At 71.4% G+C, this 16,216-nt stretch carries 15 protein-coding genes and 1 pseudogene; 14 read left to right on the forward strand and 2 right to left on the reverse strand.

The genetic code is table 11. The features are described from left to right. Both JOD64_RS25720 and JOD64_RS25725 read right to left on the reverse strand, forming a co-directional pair. Positions 1-846: an amino acid ABC transporter permease gene (locus tag JOD64_RS25720; protein ID WP_204944592.1), complete on the reverse strand. Its 846-nt coding sequence runs from the start codon at positions 844-846 to the stop codon at positions 1-3. Further along, positions 843-1,706 carry an ABC transporter substrate-binding protein gene (locus tag JOD64_RS25725; protein WP_204944593.1) on the reverse strand — a complete coding sequence of 288 codons (864 nt, stop codon included), beginning with the start codon at positions 1,704-1,706 and terminating at the stop codon, positions 843-845. Before JOD64_RS25725 ends, JOD64_RS25720 begins: the two co-directional genes overlap by 4 nt. 133 nt (positions 1,707-1,839) lie before the next feature. Here JOD64_RS25725 and JOD64_RS25730 point away from each other — a divergent pair, with 133 nt between their 5' ends. From JOD64_RS25730 to argF, 14 genes and pseudogenes are all read left to right on the forward strand, one after another. Further along, positions 1,840-2,103, forward strand: coding sequence for a phosphoribosyl-ATP diphosphatase (locus JOD64_RS25730; RefSeq protein WP_204944595.1), 264 nt, complete (start codon positions 1,840-1,842; stop codon positions 2,101-2,103). Positions 2,104-2,153: 50 nt separating this feature from the next. Further along, a complete protein-coding gene (hisG, locus tag JOD64_RS25735; RefSeq protein WP_204944597.1) occupies positions 2,154-2,999 on the forward strand; it encodes an ATP phosphoribosyltransferase in 846 nt (281 codons plus the stop codon). 469 nt (positions 3,000-3,468) lie between these two features. Continuing rightward, complete coding sequence (locus JOD64_RS25740) at positions 3,469-3,942, forward strand: PH domain-containing protein (RefSeq protein ID WP_204944599.1); 474 nt, start codon at positions 3,469-3,471, stop codon at positions 3,940-3,942. A gap of 564 nt (positions 3,943-4,506) precedes the next feature. Next, a complete protein-coding gene (gene infC / locus JOD64_RS25745; protein ID WP_204944600.1) occupies positions 4,507-5,193 on the forward strand; it encodes a translation initiation factor IF-3 in 687 nt (228 codons plus the stop codon). A gap of 20 nt (positions 5,194-5,213) precedes the next feature. Further along, complete coding sequence (rpmI, locus tag JOD64_RS25750; protein ID WP_110566082.1) at positions 5,214-5,408, forward strand: 50S ribosomal protein L35; 195 nt, start codon at positions 5,214-5,216, stop codon at positions 5,406-5,408. Between the two features lie 32 nt (positions 5,409-5,440). Continuing rightward, positions 5,441-5,833, forward strand: coding sequence for a 50S ribosomal protein L20 (gene rplT / locus JOD64_RS25755; protein WP_007458417.1), 393 nt, complete (start codon positions 5,441-5,443; stop codon positions 5,831-5,833). A gap of 83 nt (positions 5,834-5,916) precedes the next feature. After that, positions 5,917-6,714 carry a TrmH family RNA methyltransferase gene (locus JOD64_RS25760; RefSeq protein ID WP_204944601.1) on the forward strand — a complete coding sequence of 266 codons (798 nt, stop codon included), beginning with the start codon at positions 5,917-5,919 and terminating at the stop codon, positions 6,712-6,714. Between the two features lie 219 nt (positions 6,715-6,933). Further along, a complete protein-coding gene (gene pheS, locus JOD64_RS25765; protein WP_204944602.1) occupies positions 6,934-8,001 on the forward strand; it encodes a phenylalanine--tRNA ligase subunit alpha in 1,068 nt (355 codons plus the stop codon). A 40-nt stretch (positions 8,002-8,041) separates the two neighbouring features. Beyond that, the gene (pheT, locus tag JOD64_RS25770; RefSeq protein WP_204944603.1) at positions 8,042-10,576 is read left to right on the forward strand and encodes a phenylalanine--tRNA ligase subunit beta; all 2,535 of its coding nucleotides are present in this window, start codon (positions 8,042-8,044) and stop codon (positions 10,574-10,576) included. A gap of 211 nt (positions 10,577-10,787) precedes the next feature. After that, positions 10,788-11,789, forward strand: coding sequence for an N-acetyl-gamma-glutamyl-phosphate reductase (gene argC, locus JOD64_RS25775; RefSeq protein WP_204944604.1), 1,002 nt, complete (start codon positions 10,788-10,790; stop codon positions 11,787-11,789). Positions 11,790-11,904: 115 nt separating this feature from the next. Continuing rightward, entirely contained in the window at positions 11,905-13,077 is a 1,173-nt protein-coding gene (gene argJ / locus JOD64_RS25780; protein ID WP_204944605.1) for a bifunctional glutamate N-acetyltransferase/amino-acid acetyltransferase ArgJ, read from the forward strand. Beyond that, complete coding sequence (gene argB / locus JOD64_RS25785) at positions 13,074-13,979, forward strand: acetylglutamate kinase (RefSeq protein WP_204944606.1); 906 nt, start codon at positions 13,074-13,076, stop codon at positions 13,977-13,979. Before argJ ends, argB begins: the two co-directional genes overlap by 4 nt. Then, positions 13,976-15,208: an acetylornithine transaminase gene (locus JOD64_RS25790; RefSeq protein ID WP_204944607.1), complete on the forward strand. Its 1,233-nt coding sequence runs from the start codon at positions 13,976-13,978 to the stop codon at positions 15,206-15,208. Before argB ends, JOD64_RS25790 begins: the two co-directional genes overlap by 4 nt. After that, positions 15,205-16,125: pseudogene (gene argF / locus JOD64_RS25795) on the forward strand (ornithine carbamoyltransferase); the annotation flags it as partial. The gene JOD64_RS25790 and the pseudogene argF, both read left to right, overlap by 4 nt. Positions 16,126-16,216: the final 91 nt, after the last annotated feature.

The following is a 16,216-nucleotide window of genomic DNA, read 5'->3' on the forward strand; positions in this document are numbered from 1 at the left end:
TCAGCCTCCCGACTGTCGGCGGGCCGCGCGCAGCGTCACCCAGTCGGTGACCGCGATCAGCGGGATCGCGAGCAGCACGAAGAGCACCCCCGCCACGATGTACGGCGTGTAGTTGAACGACTGGGCGGTGGCGATCTGGGCGGCCCGGACCGCGTCGATCGGCCCGGCGAGTGAGACCAGCCCGACGTCCTTCTGCAACGCCACCACATCGTTGAGCAGAGGCGGTGCCACCCGGCGGACGGCCTGTGGCAGGACCACGTGCCGCATCGTCTGCCGGTAGGTCAGGCCCAACGACCGGGCCGCGGCGAGCTGGCTGGGATGCACCGACTCGATGCCGGCCCGGAACACCTCGGCGAGGTAACCGCCGTAGGTCAGGACCAGCGCGAGCCCACCGAGCACCAGCACCGGTGGCATGCCCTGCAGACGCAGCCCCGGCACGCCGAGGGTGAGCAGGTAGAGCACGATGATCAGCGGCAGGCCACGGAAGGTGTAGGTGTAGCCGGCGGCCAGTGCCCGGACCGGGAAGAAGATCGGGCCGCGCAGCGTCCGCAGTACGGAGATCACCAGCCCGAGCACCAGCGCGCCGGCCGCGCAGCAGACCAGCAGCCGTACGTTCAGCCAGAGCCCACTCAGCACCGCCGGCAGCGCGTCCCGGGCGATCGCCGGATCCAGGAACGACTGCCGGACCCGGTCCCAGCCGGGCGCACCGGTCACCGCGATGACCAACAGCATGCCGAGAGCCGCCGTCGAGGAGGCCGCGACCAGCACGCTGTAGACGGTCTGCCGACGCCGGTACGCCGTACGCCGCACCTGCGCCTCGGAGGGGACGTGCTCCCGAAGCGTCACCGCAGCTCGGCCGCCCCTGCCACCTGGGCGAGCCACTTCTGCTCCAACTGCTTCAGCGTGCCCGCCTCAGTGAGCTGACCGACCGCGCCGGTCACACAGGACGTCAGCGGCGAGTTCTTGTCCAGCAGCAAACCGAACGCCTCGGGCGTGCCGACCTGCGGCACCTGCCCGACGATGGTCGCATCGGTGATCTCCGCGCCGGTGATGTAGAACGCCGTCGGCAGGTCCACCACCAGACCGTCGATCTGCCCGTTCTGCAGCGCCTTCTTGGCGTCGTCATTGCTGTTGTAGACCTGTGGCTTCGCGGCCGGCTTGAGCACTTCGGTGATCGCCTGATAGCTGGTCGTGCCGACCTGGGCGCCGAGCCGGGCGTCACGGAAATCGGCCAACGACTTCCTGCCGGCGATCTTCGAGGACTTCAAGGCGATGACGGTCTGCCGGACCAGGTAGTACGGCGCGGAGAAGTCGACCGCCTGCTTGCGTTCCTCGGTGATGGAGAACTGGTTGATGTCGAAGTCGAAGTTCTTCGGCCCCGGGGCGATCGCGGTGTCGAACTTGACCCGGGTCCAGGTGACGTCGGCGCGGGCGTAGCCGAGCTTCTCGGCGACCGCGTACGCGACGGCGGACTCGAAGCCCTCGCCGTTGTCCGGCTTGTCCTTGGAAAACCACGGCTCGTACGCGGGCTGGTCGGTGGCGATGGTGAGCTTGCCCGGCGTACGGGTGGGCAGGCTGTCCTTGGCGCAGGACGGCGAGTCGATGACGGTGGGCATAGGTTTCTCGACCTGTGGCGCGCACCCGGCGGTGGCTACGACGACGGCACCGGCGAGGGTGAGCGCGAAGAGACGTGAGCTGCTGGCCATGGCGGACAGCGTAGAGCTCCATGAGCATCGATCGAAGATCATCCCACCATGTTGGTAGGGAATTGTCCGCTGGCTGGGTTTCGGTGGACCCGGACGCGGGGCGTCGGTCGGCCGGCTGGAAGAATCGTTCCCCGTGAAGACGTTCGAGGAGTTGTTCGCCGAGCTGCAGGCCAAGGCCGCCGCCGGCACCCCGGGCTCGGGCACCGTCGCCGCCCTGGACAAGGGCGTGCACTTCATCGGCAAGAAGGTCGTCGAGGAGGCGGCCGAGTCGTGGATGGCCGCCGAGTACGAGGGGCCGGAGCGCACCGCCGAGGAAATCTCCCAGCTGCTCTACCAGGTTCAGGTGCTGATGCTCGCCAGCGGTCTCGACCTCAAGGACGTCTACCGACATCTGTGAGTGCCCCCAACCCCGTTGATCGCCATCCGGATCGAAGGAGCACTCCCGTCATGCTGCGTGTCGCCATTCCCAACAAGGGCACCCTGGCCGAGCCGGCCGCCCAGATGCTGCGCGAGGCGGGCTACCGCCAGCGCACCGACTCCAAGGACCTCGTCTGCCGCGACGAGGCCAACGACGTCGAATTCTTCTACCTGCGCCCCAAGGACATCGCCACCTACGTCGGATCCGGCGACCTCGACCTCGGGATCACCGGTCGGGACCTGCTGATCGACTCGGCCGCGCCGGCCGAAGAGGTCGTCGACCTCACCTTCGGTCAGGCCACGTTCCGCTTCGCCGCCCGCCCCGACGACATCACCTCCGTGCAGGACCTGGGCGGCCACCGCATCGCCACCGCGTACCCCGGTCTGGTCGAGCGGCACCTCGCCCAAGCGGGCGTCAAGGCCGATGTGATCCGCCTCGACGGTGCGGTGGAGAACGCCGTACGCCTCGGCGTCGCCGACGTGATCGCGGACGTCGTGGAGACCGGCGCGACCCTGCGCCAGGCGGGCCTGGTGGTCTTCGGTGAGCCGTTGCTGCGCTCGTCGGCGGTGCTGGTCCGGCGCGTCGACGCTCCGGTTCAACCGCAGGCCGAGCAGTTGCTGCGCCGCCTGCACGGTGTGCTGGTGGCCCGCCGCTACGTGATGCTCGCCTACGACGTGCCGGCCGGTCTGCTGGACCGGGCCAGCGGGCTCACCCCGGGCATCGAGTCGCCCACCGTGTCGCCGCTGCACCGTGAGGGCTGGGTGGCGGTGCAGGCGATGGTGCTCCGCGACGACGTCCACCGGATCATGGACGAGCTGTACGAGCTGGGCGCCCGCGCCATCCTGGTCACCAACATCCACGCCTGTCGGCTCTGACCGCCAGTCAACCGACACACCCCGGCCGTTCAGGGTGGTCGTTCCTTTCCTTGATCGACTCAGGGTCGCCGATGTGGGGGTATCCGTCCGCAAGGACACCGCCACATCGCCGACCTTGAGTTGATCTACCAACCAGCGCGGCCCTGCTGCGGGGGTGACGCGCCTTGACGATCGCGCCCGCACCGACAAGATCGTGCTCGAACATTGATGTAGTGGCCTCACGCGCAGCCGACACCACTACATCCACGATCGAGCACGATCTTGGCGGGCTGGGACCCGGTCCGGCGCGGCCCGGCCTGGCGCGGTCCGGCGCGGTCCAGCCCGGTCCGGTCCGGCCCGGCCAGGCCCGGCCGGTGCCGCCGCCATGTGGGCCTTGGGTGCGCTGGCGGGCTGGGGCAGGTCGTGTCGTATGGGGGTGGCTCGGCGGGTGGTGCGTTCGTCGGGCGGGTGCGGGTGGCAGACTGGTGGGGTGAGTGAAACCGAGCTGATCCGCCTGAAGCCCCGCCGCATCCGGCTGGTCTGCTGGTCCGCGGCCATCGCGCTGGTAGTGGTGTTCGGCTTGGTTGCCACCTCGTTGAGTGGGCCGACCGGCGATGGTTACGGCAGCTTCCAGCGCGGTGATCAGGTCGCCATGATCGGCTTGGGCATCTTCGGTGCCCTGGGCTTCCTGTTGTTCACCCGCCCGCGGGTCGAGGCTGACGCGCGCGGTGTCCGGGTGCGCAACGTCATCAGCTCGTACGAGCTGCCGTGGGAGGTCGTGCGGGGTGTCCGTTTCGACCGGAGCGCCCCCTGGGCAAGCCTGGAGTTGCACGATGACGACCTGCTGCCGATGATCGCCCTGCAGGCCGCCGACAAGGAGTTGGCCGTCGAGGGAGTCCGCGCGCTGCGCCGACTGCACGAGGCGCACCAGGCCCGCCTCGCCGAGCGCGCCAGCGGCCGCTGACTCAAGCATCTCCACCTTGCCCCGGCCGAGCGGTCCGGCGCGATCACCGCACATCTCAGCGGCCAGGATTCGGGCAACGTCGCCGAAACTGCCCGGCGGCCGGTGGTGGCCCTCGCAGCCGTGAGCTGGTCGCAGGCCGCGCATCCGCGAGCCGGTGGCGGCCTCCGCAGCGACCGGCCGATGGCAGGCCCGCAGCACCGAGCCGCGGCGGGGGTGTGGACCCAGCGTGACGTGGGTGTTCTGGTGTGCCCGGTTTGGGGGCGGCCGGGGCGCGGGTGTAGTGTTGTCGAGTCGACCAGGCTGTCTCCGCGTGCGAGCAGACAGCCTTTGAAAGCGGAGCGCCTGCTCCCACCCGAGTCGCCTCTTCGGTGGCCGGGTCCGGTCACCGGTTTCGGGCATGTCCCGGCGCCGGATGCGCGATCCTGTGATCGTGCCGACCGGTCGAGCGGGCCCTGGCATACGCCGGGGCCTTCTGCTTTCCAGGTTGGTTCCCACCTGGGAGCCGCAGGGGTCGGCACCTGAGCAGAAACGACTCGAGGAGGCCCCATCAGCGTCGAACCACGCGTGAACGAGCAGATCCGGGCACGTGAGGTCCGACTGGTCGGCCCCGAGGGTGAGCAGGTGGGCATCGTCCCGCTGGAGCGCGCCCTTCAGCTGGCCGCGGACGTCGATCTGGACCTGGTCGAGGTTGCGCCGATGGCGCGCCCGCCGGTGTGCAAGCTCATGGACTTCGGCAAGTTCAAGTATGAGAGCGCACTGAAGGCGCGCGAAGCGCGGCGTAACCAGCAGCAGACCGTCATCAAGGAAATGAAGCTTCGGCCGAAGATCGACCCGCACGACTACGAGACCAAGAAGGGTCACGTGGTGCGGTTCCTCAAGGCGGGCGACAAGGTCAAGGTGACGATCATGTTCCGCGGTCGCGAGCAGAGCCGCCCGGAGCTGGGTTACCGGCTCCTGCGTCGGCTCGAATCCGAGATCACGGACCTGGGCTACGTCGAGGCCGCTCCGAAGCAGGACGGCCGAAACATGATCATGGTTCTCGCTCCGCTTCGGGCCGTCAAGGCCTCCGCGGTCGCCGCTACGGCGTCCCGCGGTGCACCTCGGGACCGGGCAGCGGACGAGTCCGCCGTGTCGGCAGCCGATGAGACCGCGGCAGCCGATGAGACCGCGGCGGTCGGCGAGACCGCAGCAGCCGGCGAGACCGCAGCAGCCGGTGACACCGGCACCGCCGCTGACACCAGCGGCAAGTAACAGGGGAGAAGACGTTCCACATGCCGAAGATGAAGAGCCACACGGGTATGGGCAAGCGGGTCAAGGTGACCGGCCGTGGCAAGATCGTGGCCGAGCAGGCTGGCAAGCGCCACCTGTTGGAGGGCAAGTCTTCCACCCGTACCCGCCGGTTGACCGGCACGGTCGAGGTGGCCAAGGCTGACGTCAAGCGCATCAAGAAGCTGCTCGGCCGCTGACGCGCGCCACCTTTACCTAATAAGGAGTTGAGATGGCACGCGTCAAGCGGGCTGTAAACGCCCAGAAGAAGCGTCGTACCCTGCTGGAGACCGCGAGTGGTTACCGCGGTCAGCGCTCCCGCCTGTACCGCAAGGCCAAGGAGCAGGTGCTGCACTCGATGCAGTACGCCTACCGGGACCGTCGCGACCGCAAGGGCGACTTCCGGCAGCTGTGGATCCAGCGGATCAACGCGGGCGCCCGGGCGAACGGGATGACCTACAACCGTCTGATCCAGGGCCTGCGTCTGGCCGGCATCGAGGTCGACCGCAAGATCCTGGCCGACATGGCTGTCAACGACGCCGCCTCTTTCGCGGCGATCGTCGAGCTGGCCCGGGCCGCGGTCACGGCCGAGGGCACCGGCGGCGCGGCGGCTCAGGCCGCCTGATCCCCACGCACCAGAGCGAGGCGTCTCCCGGGTCGGCACCGCCGTCCGGGGGGCGCCTCAATCGTGCCGGAGGAGCGCACATCATGGCCTTCACCCCGCGTACCCCCAGGGTTGTCGCCGCCCGCCGTCTGCAACGCCGCCGGGACCGCGACGCCACAGGCAGTTTCCTGGCCGAGGGCCCACAGGCGGTCCGCGAGGCCCTCGCGCGGCCGGGAGTGGTCACCGAACTGTTCGGTACGCCCACAGCCCTCGACCGGTATCCGGAGTTGGCCGCCACGGCGGCCCGCGCCGACGTGCCGGTCTCCGAGGTGACCGACGACGCGGTGGCCGCGTTGGCCGAGACCGTGGCCCCGCAAGGGCTGGTCGCGGTCTGCCGGCACCTCGATGTGTCGCTGGAGCAGGCCCTCGCGGGCGCGCCCCGGCTGGTGGCGGTGCTCGCCGAGATCCGCGACCCCGGTAACGCCGGAACGGTGCTGCGCACCGCCGACGCGGCCGGGGCGGGTGCGGTGATCTTCGCGGGCGACGCCGTCGACCCGTACAACGGCAAGTGTGTGCGGGCCTCGGCCGGCAGCCTCTTCCATGTCGATGTGGTCCGCGCCCCCGACCCGGCCCAGGTGGTCGACGCGCTGCGCGCCGCCGGGCTGTCGATCTTCGCCACCACGGGGTACGGCGACGACGACCTGGACGACCTGACCGACTACGGTCGGCTCGTCGGGCCCACCGCCTGGCTGTTTGGCTCCGAGGCGCATGGGCTGCCCGAGGAGTTGACCGCCGCCGCCGACGCCCGGGTGCGGGTGCCGTTGTACGGGCGCGCGGAGAGCCTCAACCTGGCTGCCGCAGCCGCGGTCTGCCTGTACGCTTCAGCGAGAGCACAGCGCTGAGGGCGACCGAGCCCCGGCGCGACTGACAGCAGGGGAGAGCGGTCGTCCATGAACGCGCCACGGCGTTCGTTTAGCCAGCCCGCCGGTGTCGGCGGGCGGCGGGCCTGACCTGCTCCCTGCGCAACTCCTACCGGCGGGCTGCGGCGAAGCCGCGCGTCCGTAGACTCGCCTAGCCGCCCGTGGAGGGCTGGCGCCGCCGTGAGGGAGTGCCCGTACGCCATGAGCTACCGCAACGATCCGTACGACCCGAAGCAGGTCGCCCTGCTCGACCCCGCCGCCCTGGACGAGGCTGTCGCGGACGCCACGAAGGCGTTCACGGCCGCCACCGACCCGGACGCGCTGACCGCGCTGCGCTCGGTGCACCTCGGTGACCGGTCACCGGTCTCGCTGGCCCGCCGGGAGATCGGCGCGTTGCCGCCGGCTGCCAAGTCCGACGCCGGCAAGCGGGTCAACGAGGCCCGCCGGGCGATCGAAACCGCGTACGCCGACCGCGCCGAGGTGCTGGAGCGCGAGCAGGCCGAGCGGGTGCTGGTCGAGGAACGGGTGGACGTCACCCTGCCCTACGACCGGCGTCCGCGTGGCGCCCGGCACCCGCTGAGCACCCTGATGGAGTCGATCAGTGACCTCTTCGTCGGGATGGGCTACGAGGTGGCCGAGGGGCCCGAGGTCGACCTGGAGTGGGTCAACTTCGACGCGCTGAACATTCCCGCCGATCATCCGGCGCGCGGGTTGATGGACACCTTCCACATCGCACCGGAGGGTTCCGGCCTGGTTCTGCGGACGCACACCTCCACGGTGCAGACCCGCACGATGCTCAGTCGCAAGCCGCCGATCTACGTGATCGTGCCCGGCCGCGTCTACCGCACCGACGAGATCGACGCCACCCACAGCCCGGTGTTCCACCAGGCCGAGGGTCTGGTGGTCGACAAGGGCATCACGATGGCGCACCTGCGGGGCACTCTCGATCACTTCGCCCGGGCGATGTTCGGCCCGGAGGCGAAGACCCGGTGGCGGCCGCACTACTTCCCGTTCACCGAGCCATCGGCGGAGTTCGACGTGTGGTTCCCGGAGCATCGCGACGGCCCGCAGTGGGTGGAGTGGGGCGGCTGCGGGATGGTCAACCCGCGGGTGCTGCGCGCCTGTGGAGTCGACCCGGAGGTCTACTCCGGCTTCGCGTTCGGCATGGGCATCGACCGGACCCTGATGGTCCGGCACGGGGTCAGCGACATCCGTCATCTCTTCGAGGGCGACGTGCGGTTCAGCCGCGCGCTCGGGACCGGGGCGTAGGCGATGCGGGTACGAGACACGGGAACGGTGGTCTGAAGTCATGCGAGTTTCTGTCAGTTGGCTGCGGGAGTACGTCGACCTCCCCGCCGACCTGCCCACCGGTGACCTGGAGCAGGCGCTGGTCGACCTCGGTATCGAGGTCGAGTCCGTCGTGGACCTCGCCGAGACCGTCACCGGCCGACTCGTCGTCGGTGAGGTGCGCGAGATCGAGGAGCTCACCGGCTTCAAGAAGCCGATCCGGTTCTGCCGGGTCGACGTGGGTGACGCGAACGGCACCGGCGAGCCGCAGGAGATCGTCTGCGGGGCCCGGAACTTCGCCCCGGGTGACCGGGTGGTGGTGATCCTGCCCGGCGGTGTGCTGCCCGGCGGGTTCGCCATCGGCGCCCGCAAGACGTACGGGCACAACTCCGCGGGCATGATCTGCTCGGCGAAGGAGTTGGGTCTGGGCGATGACCACTCCGGCATCATCGTGCTGGGGCCGGACGTGACGGCCAAGCCGGGCGACGACGCGCGGCCGGTGGTCGGCCTCGACGATGTCGTGCTCGATCTGGAGGTCACCCCCGACCGGGGGTACGCGCTGAGCCTGCGCGGCCTGGCCCGGGAGTTGTCGCACGCGTTCGACGTGCCGCTGCGCGACCCGGCCCTGGCGCCGGCTCCGGGCGGCACCGAGGCGCCGGCGTACCCGGTGGAGGTCCGCGACACGGTCGGCTGCGACCGGTTCACCGCCCGCCTGGTCCGGGGCGTCGACCCGAACGCGCCCACGCCCGCGTGGATGCAGCAGCGGCTCGTCACCGCCGGCATCCGCAGCATCTCGCTGCCGGTCGACATCACCAACTACGTGATGGTGGAGTTGGGCCAGCCGATGCACGCCTTCGACGCCGACCGGATCGCCGGACCGCTGGTGGTCCGTCGCGCCGAGGCGGGGGAGAAGCTGACCACCCTCGACGGGGTCAACCGGGTGCTCACCGCCGACGACATGGTCATCTGCGACGACACTGGCCCGATCTCCCTCGCGGCGGTGATGGGTGGTGAGACCAGTGAGGTCGTCGCCGGCACCACCGACGTGCTCTTCGAGGCGGCGCACTGGGATCCGGCGATGGTCGGGCGCACCGCCCGGCGGCACAAGCTGTTCAGCGAGGCCGCGAAGCGCTGGGAGCGGGGTGTCGACCCGGCCGTGGCGTTGGTCGCGTTGGAGCGTGCCGTGCGGCTGCTCACCGAGCACGGCGGTGGCACCCCGGGTGCGGAGATCCTGGACATCGACCACGTCCGACCGCGTAGCCCGATCATCCTGCCGGCGGACCTGCCGACCCGGCGGATCGGCGTCGAGTACCCGCCGGCGCGGGTGGTCGCCCTGCTGGAGCGGGTCGGCTGCACGGTCGCGCAGGGCGCGGACCGGTTGCCCGAGGACACGGGCACCGTCGGTGCCGGGGCGACGCTGAGCGTCACCCCGCCGACCTGGCGGCCCGACCTGACCGACCCGGCCGACCTGGTCGAGGAGGTGGTCCGCCTCGACGGGTACGACCGGGTGCCGTCGGTGTTGCCGACCGCGCCTCCGGGCCGCGGTCTGACCCCGCGGCAGCGTCGGCGTCGGGCGGTCGCCGGGTCGTTGGCGGAGCGGGGGTACGTGGAGGTGCTCGCGCACCCGTTCGTGTCGCCGGGGTTGGCCGACCTGCTCGGTCTGCCGGCCGACGACAGGCGCCGACCGGCGGTGCGGCTGGCCAACCCGTTGTCCGAGGAGGAGCCGCTGCTGCGCACCACGCTGCTCGGCCCGCTGCTCGGCATCCTCAAGCGCAACCTCGGCCGGGGTCACCGCGACCTCGCCCTCTACGAGATCGGTGCGGTGTTCCACCCGCGTGTCGGTGCCGGCAGCCCGCCGGCGATGGGCGTGGACCGGCGCCCCACCGATGCGGAGTTCGCGGCCGCTGACGCGGTGGTGCCGGCGCAGCCGGTGCACGTCGCTGCGGTGCTCGCTGGCGACCTCGACCCGGCCGGCTGGTGGGGTGCGGGCCGACCGGCCGGCTGGGCGGACGCCATCGAGGCGGCCCGTGACGTGCTGGACGCCGCCGGTGTCTCCGGCGAGCGGGTCGAGGTGCGGGCGGCCGAGTACGCGCCGTGGCACCCGGGCCGCTGTGCCGAGCTGCGGGTCGACGGCTCGGTCGTCGGCCACGCCGGTGAGCTGCACCCGCTGGTGGTCGCGGCGTTGGAGTTGCCCCGCCGTACCTGCGCGATGGAGCTGGACCTGGACGCGCTGCCCGCGGTCGGGGTGACACCTGCCCCGGCGGTCTCCGGCTTCCCGCCGGCGCTGATCGACGTGGCCCTGGTGGTGGACGACTCGGTGCCGGCGGAGCAGGTGCGCCGGGCGCTGGAGGCGGGCGCCGGTGAGCTGCTGGAGGACGTGCGGCTGTTCGACGTGTATTCGGGCGCGCAGCTCGGTGCCGGACGCCGGTCGCTGGCGTACAAGCTCACGTTCCGTGCGTCGGACCGGACGCTCACCGTCGAGGAGGCGGTCGCGGCACGGGACGCGGCGGTCGCGGTCGCGGCCGAGCGTCTAGGCGCCACCCTGCGCGGCGCCTGACCGATCCCGGGGATCGAACCCCCGCCGCCCACCCCCGCGATCTTGCAGTTTGTGTTGTCGATCTGCAGCTTTTGTCGGCTACGCAAGGACAGTAGGTGCAAGATCGCGGGGGCTGGGGCGGCCCACTCATCACCATGCAGTCAACCGCATGAACTTGCAGTGATCCGTTCACCACTGCTAACCTTCGCTGCATAGTCATGCGGAGGTGAGTATGGGGATCCGAGTCGCGGTCGCCGGTGCGAGCGGCTACGCCGGGGGCGAGTTGCTGCGCCTGATCGCCGGGCACCCGGAGTTCGACCTGGTCGCTGCCACCGCGCACAGTCAGGCCGGGCACCGCGTCGACGTGGTGCACCCGCAGCTCACCGGGCTCGACCTGGTGTTCGGCGCGACCGACCCGGCGACCCTGGCCGACGCGGACCTGGTCTTCCTGGCCCTGCCGCACGGTGAGTCGGCGGCCCTCGCGGCCCAACTCCCGGCCGAGGTGCGGATCGTCGACCTGGGCGCCGACCACCGGCTGGCCGACCCGTACGCGTGGGCGCAGTACTACGGCGGCACACACGCCGGGCAGTGGACCTACGGCCTGCCCGAGCTGCCCGGCCAGCGGGAGCTGATCGCCGGCTCCACCCGGGTGGCGAACACCGGCTGCTACGCCGCCGCGATCACGCTGGCCCTCGCGCCGCTGATCGCCGACGGCGCGGCCAGCCCCGCCGATGTGGTGGTCGTCGCCGCCTCCGGCACCTCCGGCGCCGGGCGGGCGGCGAAGCCGCACCTGCTGGCGAGTGAGGTGCTGGGGGACCTGTCGCCGTACCGGGTGGGCACCCACCAGCACGTACCGGAGATCAAGCAGGCCAGCGGTGCGACCGGGCTGTCGTTGACCCCGGTCCTGGCACCGATGCCGCGGGGCATCCTGGCCACGGTCACGGCGGTGCCGGCGCGCGGCGTCGACCCGCAGCAGGTGCTGGCGCAGGCGTACGCGGACGCGCCGTTCGTGCACGTGCTGCCGGAGGGCCGCTGGCCGCACACGGCGGCGACCCTGGGCTCGAACTCCTGTCACCTGCAGGCCACCGTCGACATCGACTCGGGGCGTCTGATCGTGCTCAGCGCCTTGGACAACCTGGGCAAGGGCGCAGCCGGTCAGGCCGTCCAGAACGCCAACCTGATGCTCGGCCTGCCGGAGACGACGGGCCTGTCGATCTGGGGAGTTGCTCCGTGAGCGCGAGGAGTGCAGCGCAGCGGAGCCCCGCAGTCGCGAACGAAAGGCAGGCACCCGTGAGCGCAAGGAGTGCAGCGCAGCGGAGCCCCGCAGTCGCGAACGAAAGGCAGGCACCGTGAGTGTCACCACCCCACGGGGTTTCCGGGCGGCCGGGGTGGCCGCCGGTCTCAAGGCCAGCGGTGGCGCGGACGTCGCCCTGGTGGTCAACGACGGTCCGGACGCCGGTGTCGCCGGTGTCTTCACCACCAACCGGGTCAAGGCCGCGCCGGTGCGCTGGAGCCAGCAGGTCGTGCAGGGTGGTGTGGTCCGCGCCGTGGTGCTCAACTCCGGTGGCGCCAACGCCTGCACCGGGCCGGGCGGTTTCCAGGACACGCACGCGACCGCCGAGCACACCGCCGCCGCGCTGACCTCGGTCAGTCCACGGTTGATCCTCGGCGCCGGTGAGGTCGCGGTTTGCTCCACCGGGCTGATCGGTGAGCGGTTGCCGATGCCGAAGCTGCTGCCGGGCGTCCGCTCGGCGATCAAGGGGTTGTCCCGGGACGGCGGTCCCGCCGCCGCCGAGGCGATCATGACCACGGACACCCGGCCGAAGACCACCGTGGCCCGGGGCAGCGGCTGGACGGTCGGCGGCATGGCCAAGGGCTCCGGGATGCTCGCGCCGGGTATGGCCACCATGCTCTGCGTCCTGACCACCGACGCGGTGGCCGGGCCGGCGACGCTGGACGAGGCGCTGCGCGCGGCCACCCGGGTCACCTTCGACCGGGTCGACTCCGACGGTTGCATGTCCACGAACGACACCGTGTTGCTGCTGGCCAGCGGTGCGAGCGGCATCGAGCCGACTCCGACCGAGCTGGCCGCCGCCGTCACCGCGGCCTGCCACGACCTGGCCCAGCAGTTGGTGGCCGACGCCGAGGGTGCCACCAAGCAGGTCGCCATCGACGTGGTCGGCGCCGCCGACGAGGACGACGCGGTCGAGGTGGGTCGCACGGTGGCCCGCAACAACCTGGTCAAGACCGCGCTGTTCGGCAACGACCCGAACTGGGGTCGGATCCTCGCCGCCGTCGGCACCACCGCCGCCGCGTTCGAGCCGGACGAGGTCGACGTGGCGGTCAACGGGGTGTGGGTGTGCCGGGGCGGTGCCGCCGCGGAGGACCGCTCGAAGGTCGACCTGACCGGGCGGGACGTGACCATCCGGATCGACCTGCACGCTGGCACGTCCGAGGCGACGATCTGGACCAACGACCTGTCCCACGCGTACGTGCACGAGAACTCGGCCTATTCATCATGAGTCTCAGCCAGGACCTCGCCCGCGCTCAGGTCAAGGCGGAGACGCTGATCGAGGCGCTGCCGTGGTTGGCGCGTTTCTCCGGCTCCACGGTCGTGGTCAAGTACGGCGGCAACGCCATGATCGATCCCGAGTTGCAGCGGACGTTCGCCGCGGACATGGTCTTCCTGCGCTACGCCGGCCTCAAGCCCGTGGTGGTGCATGGCGGTGGTCCGCAGATCTCCGCCATGCTGAGCCGACTCGGGATCGCCAGCGAGTTCCGGGGTGGTCTGCGGGTGACCACCGCCGAGGCGATGGACGTGGTCCGGATGGTGCTGGTCGGGCAGGTCGGCCGCGAACTGGTCGGGCTGATCAACTCGCACGGTCCGTACGCCGTGGGCCTCTCCGGCGAGGACGCCCGGCTGTTCACCGCGGTGCGCCGCCCGGCGTACGTGGACGGGCTGCCGGTCGACGTCGGCCAGGTCGGCGACGTCGAGTCGGTCGACGTGTCCGCGGTGACCGACCTGATCGACGCCGGTCGGATCCCGGTGATCTCCACGGTCGCGCCGGACGTGGACGGGGTGCTGCACAACCTCAACGCGGACACGGCCGCCGCCGCGCTGGCCATCGCGTTGCGGGCCCGCAAGCTCGTCGTGCTCACCGATGTGGCCGGCCTGTACGCGGACTGGCCGGACACCTCAAGCCTGGTCTCCGAGATCGTCGCGGACGACCTGGCCAAGCTGCTGCCGAGGCTGGAGTCGGGCATGGTGCCGAAGATGGAGGCCTGCCTGCGGGCGGTGCGTGGGGGAGTGCCCGCCGCGCACGTCGTCGACGGTCGGGTGGCCCACTCCACGTTGTTAGAGGTGTTCACCTCGGAAGGGTTCGGGACGATGGTGGTGCCAGGAGACGGGACGGTCGTGTCATGAGCACGTTGGTGCAGCGCTGGACGCAATCCATGATGGGCAACTACTCCACGCCGCAGTTGGCACTGGTCTCCGGTGCCGGTGCCGTCGTGGTCGACGACGCCGGCCGGGAATACCTCGACCTGCTCGGTGGCATCGCGGTGAACGCCCTCGGCCACGCCCACCCGGCCGTGGTGGCGGCGGTGTCGAAGCAGGTCGCGACCCTCGGGCACGTCTCCAACTTCTACGCCGCGGAGCCGCCGATCGCCCTGGCCGAGCTGCTGCTGGCGCTCGCCGGCCGGCCCGGCCGGGTCTTCCTGTCCAACTCGGGTGCGGAGGCGAACGAGGCGGCGTTCAAGCTGTCGCGGCAAACCGGACGCACCCACGTGGTCTCCACCCGGGGCGGCTTCCATGGCCGCACCATGGGTGCGCTCGCCCTGACCGGCCAGCCGGCCAAGGCCGATCCGTTCCGGCCGCTGCCCGGCGAGGTGACCCACATCGACTTCGGCGACGTGGCCGCTCTCGAGGCGGCCGTCAGTGACGCCACCGCCATGGTGATCCTGGAGCCGATCCAGGGCGAGAACGGCGTCGTCGTCCCGCCGGCCGGCTACCTCGCCGCGGCGCGGCAGATCACCGCCCGGCACGGGGCGCTGCTGGTGCTCGACGAGGTGCAGACCGGCATCGGACGCACCGGGCACTGGTTCGCGCACCAGGCCGACGGTGTGGAGCCGGACGTGGTCACGCTCGCCAAGGGGCTGGGTGGCGGGCTGCCGATCGGGGCCACGCTGGCCTTCGGCCGGGCCGCCGACCTGCTCACCCCCGGCTCGCACGGCACCACCTTCGGCGGCAACCCGGTCAGCTGCGCGGCTGCGCTCGCCGTGGTGGCGACCATCGCCAACGAGGGCCTGCTCGACAACGTCAAGCGGGTCGGGGAGCGGCTGCGTCGCGGCATCGAGGCACTGGGTCACCCGCTGATCGACGGCGTACGCGGCGCCGGGTTGCTGCTCGGCGTGACGCTCACCGCGCCGGTGGCGCCGGTGCTCGCCGAGGCGCTGCGGGAGGCCGGCTTCCTGGTCAACCCGGTGCAGCCGGGCGTGCTCCGGCTGGCCCCGCCACTGATCCTCACCGCCGCGCAGGCGGACGCCTTCGTCGCCGCGCTGCCTGCCGCCCTGGACGCGACCTCCCCGGCAGCAGCCGGTGCGGAGTTCACGCAGGCCACGACCACCACCATCACCACGGGGACGACCGCATGACCCGGCACTTCCTGCGCGACGACGACCTCTCGCCCGCCGAGCAGTCCACGGTCCTCGACCTGGCGGCGCGGATGAAGGCCGACCGGTTCGGTCACCGGCCGCTGACCGGGCCTCGTTCGGTGGCGGTGCTCTTCGACAAGCAGAGCCTGCGGACCAGGATCTCGTTCGACGCCGGGATCGCCGAACTGGGCGGGCACCCCCTGGTCGTGGACACGCAGGTCACCCACTTCGGCCGGGGTGAGTCCCTCGCGGACGCGGGGCGTGTGCTGTCCCGCTACGTCGCGGCCATCGTGCTGCGGACCCACGGCGACGACCGGATCGCCGAGGTGGCGAGCGGCGCCAACGTGCCCGTGATCAACGCGCTCACCGACGGTTTCCACCCGTGCCAGTTGCTGGCCGACCTGCTCACCGTGCGCGAGCGGTGCGGCGGCACGGCCGGCCGCACCCTGACGTACGTGGGGGACGGGGCGAACAACATGGCGCAGTCGTACCTGCTGGCCGGGGCGATGGCCGGGATGCACGTGCGGATCGCCGGGCCGGTCGGGTTCGCGCCCGACCCGGCCGTGGTCGAGCGGGCGGCCCAGATCGCCGCCGGCACCGACGGGTCGGTGCGGGTGCTGACCGACCCGGTCCAGGCGGCACGCGACGCGGACGTGTTGGCCACCGACACCTGGACGTCGATGGGCCAGGAGGCCGACGGCCTGGACCGGATCACCCCGTTCCTGCCGTACCAGGTCAACAAGGAACTGCTCGGCCAGGCCGCGCCGGACGCGATCGTGCTGCACTGCCTGCCCGCACATCGCGGCGAGGAGATCACCGACGAAGTGCTCGACGGCCCGCAGAGCGCCGTCTTCGACCAGGCGGAGAACCGGCTGCACGCCCAGAAGGCGCTGCTGACCTTCCTACTCGCAGCCGCGACCGAGGGCACCGCGACCGAGGGCACCGCGACCGAGGGCACCGCGACCGAGGGCACCGCGACCGAGGGCACCGCGACCGGGGGCACCGCGA

It is taken from the genome of Micromonospora luteifusca, assembly GCF_016907275.1.
Classification (GTDB): Bacteria; Actinomycetota; Actinomycetes; order Mycobacteriales; family Micromonosporaceae; genus Micromonospora; species Micromonospora luteifusca.